The sequence below is a fragment of the Acidimicrobiia bacterium genome, assembly GCA_040881685.1.
GTDB lineage: Bacteria > Actinomycetota > Acidimicrobiia > IMCC26256 > PALSA-555 > SHVJ01.
On sequence record JBBECS010000024.1, the window covers coordinates 23,343 to 26,213 of the forward strand.

Sequence of the window (2,871 nt, forward strand, 5' to 3'; positions counted from 1 at the left end):
TCGGCGGTCCGCGCGAGCGGCACGACCCGGGGATCGGCGACGATGAGCTTGGCGCCGCGGTCGCGCGCCCGCCAGATGTAGCTCGTGGTGATGGGCGCGCACTCCGCGACGTTGGCACCGGCAATGAACACCACGTCGGCGAGCGGGATGTCGGACCACGGGTTCGCGGCGCGGTCGATCCCGAGCGCCTTCTTGCCGGCCGCACCGGCCGAGACCATGCAGAGGCGCCCGTTGTAGTCGAGGTTCGCGGTGTGCAGCGCAAGCCGGGCGAACTTGCCGATGAGGTACGACTTCTCGTTCGACAGGGAGACGCCGGAGAGCATCGCGAACGCGTCGTCGCCGTGTTCGCCCTGGATGCGGCGGATCTCGTCCGCGACCGTGCCGAGCGCACGGTCCCAGGTCGACGTCTCGAACCCGCTCGAGGTGCGCATGATCGGGTCGAGCAGCCGATCCGGGTGGCTGCCTTGGAGGTAGCGCTTCACGCCCTTCGGGCAGAGCTTGCCCTCGTTGAACGGGAACTCGTACCACGGCTCGAACCCGACGACCTCGTTCCCACGTGCTTTGAGGATGATCCCGCACTGTTGTCCGCAGAAGCAGCAGTGCGTCTTCACCTGGCGGTCGAAGTCGAGCCCCGCGTCCCAGCCGCCGGGCGGGGTTTCGTTGAGATGAGGGCCGTACTTCTTGACGAGCTCCTCGTCGGTTATCGGGGGACGTGCCATCAGCCGAAACCTCCGACTCGTTGCGTCTGCGCGTGGGCGAAGAGCGCGCGCCGACAGCGGGGGCACACGTCCTGCCAGTTTCCCCCGTCTGCGAGCGTGTAGTCGAAGCCGACCTTCGGGAGGACTGCCTTGAGATCGTCGACCTGGAGCCGCGACGCGTAGGGCTCCGTACACTCTCGGCACGTCTGCTGGGGTCCGGCGGCGGCATCGCGCTTGTAGAACGCGACACCGATGTTCGCGGGCCGCTGGAAGATGTGGAACAGCTTGCCGAACGGGATGTACATGAGCCCCAGGATCACCGTCAGCGCGTGCGTGGTGGTGAGGAACGTGTAGAAGCGTCCGTCCATCCACAGGCTCGAGACGGTCAGCATCAGGCCGGTGATCGAGACGGCGAAGAGTCCCGCGAGCGCAAGGAAGTCGTTCGATCGCTCGACGGCGAGTGCTCCGGGGTCGTGGAGTCGTCGCCTCAGGAAGATGATCACGCCGGCGATGACCAAGAACGCGGCGATGTCGAGCGCGTGGAAGATGAGGAACCCCAAGACGCTCGTCGAGTCGAACTCGAACGTCCCGAATCCGGCGAGGTACGCGCGGTGCTGCTCGGAGTCCTGGCCAACGGACTCGAAGTGCAGCCATCCGAACGTGAGCGGGAAGGTGACGAGCGCGGCCAGGATGCAGCCCCAGAAGATGAGCTGGTGCGCGAACCACCGGCTTGGGGAACGTTTGCGGATGAACGTCTGACCGAGCAGGTTCTTGGCCACGAGGCCGGGGGCCATTCGGGCGTTGGCGCCGCGCCGGCCGCGGCGCCACATGGCTTCCCACCCCCGTCGATGCAGACGCGCCGTCGGTGGGCGTTGCAGCCAGACCGTGTACCGGTACACCACGCCGAAGATCGCGAACAGCGTGCCGACGAGATAGGCGACGAGCGCCGAGTCGAACCAGCGGAGCCCCGAGCTCCCGAGTACGACGAGCAGGACCGTGACCGCGGTCGCGAGCGCGCCGAACGCCAACGCCCGCGGGTCGAGACGTTCCTCCCCCGGCGCCGAAAGCGATCGCGCTCGCACCGACATCACGAGGCTCGAGTCGTGCGCCACGCCACGGCGAGCAGCAGTCGAAGAAGACCGACGAAAGCGAGCGTCCAGGCAATGAGGGCAACACCGAGCATCACCTTCGGCAGACCGTCGAGGAAGTCGATGTCCACTGCGGCGGCCATCCGGAACGTCGCCACGGAGTACATGCCGAGGGGGAACACCAGCGACCAGTACTGCGGGTCGTAGCGCACGGGAACGCGTCGAACACCATGGCGCCACGCGCCGAGGACGATCATCACCGGTATCCAGAACGTGGCGGTGGCCCACGCGAGCACGACCATTCCCGACAGGAACGGATCGAGCTGCTTCACGATTGCGGAGCTCCCCGGCACGAGCAGCAGGTTGGAGCCAGCCAGCACGGAGATCGCGGCCGCCCCCAGACTGATCCAGTACGGGGGGTGGGTCTCCTCGACCCGAAGCTCAACGAACACGAACCGGTAGACCACGAGCGTCGCGACCACCATATAGAGGAAGAGGCCGAGGAAAAATGCACAAGCGCACACGAAGAGGAGGATCTCCGGGGCGGCGACGCGCATCGAGAGCAGTGCGCCCAGGACCGCCACCGATTGCGTGGCCACGGTGAACAGGAACCAGGTTCCGTTGATCCCCTGCGCCACCGCGGGCTTCGGTTCGCGCAGCATCAGCGCAGCGAAGATCGTGTAGACGAGCACCATCCACAGGGCGATTCCCACCACCCACAGGGTCCAGCCGAGCCACCACCACTCGCCGACGACGACTGCCGCGCTTCCGAGCACGTTGGTGCCCGCGACGAGAGTGAGGAATGAGGGGCCCTTGAGGTGGCTCGTCAGATCGCCGACGAACGCGTTACGATGCCGAACGAGGCGCGCGACAAAGAGCACCGCGAGAACGACGTAGGAGATCAGCGCGGCGCCGAAGAGCCCGTCCGCGAGCCAGTGGATCTCCTGCTGCGCCGCCGCGATGGCCACGATGCCGGTCGCCATGACCAGTGCGAAGTACCCGGGAAACAGCCCGGCGAGCCACGACGTGGAACGCGCGGACGCATCCGCTGAACGGATCGGCGTCACGGCGCAAACCTAGCCCTG

At 66.9% G+C, this 2,871-nt stretch carries 3 protein-coding genes; all 3 read right to left on the reverse strand.

Going from position 1 to position 2,871, the window contains the following annotated elements:
* On the reverse strand, positions 1-719 hold a 719-nt coding region (locus tag WEE69_06360), incomplete at its 3' end, for a molybdopterin-dependent oxidoreductase (protein MEX1144908.1).
* Entirely contained in the window at positions 719-1,786 is a 1,068-nt protein-coding gene (locus tag WEE69_06365; protein MEX1144909.1) for an MFS transporter, read from the reverse strand. The genes WEE69_06360 and WEE69_06365, both read right to left, overlap by 1 nt.
* Positions 1,786-2,853: a tellurite resistance/C4-dicarboxylate transporter family protein gene (locus tag WEE69_06370; GenBank protein MEX1144910.1), complete on the reverse strand. Its 1,068-nt coding sequence runs from the start codon at positions 2,851-2,853 to the stop codon at positions 1,786-1,788. The genes WEE69_06365 and WEE69_06370 overlap by 1 nt, the downstream gene beginning before the upstream one ends.
* Positions 2,854-2,871 lie beyond the last annotated feature (18 nt).

Bases quoted from the DNA above. Each gene is read 5' to 3' on its own strand.
- WEE69_06365 (MEX1144909.1), bottom strand. From the start codon at position 1,786: ATGTCGGTGCGAGCGCGATCGCTTTCGGCGCCGGGGGAGGAACGTCTC.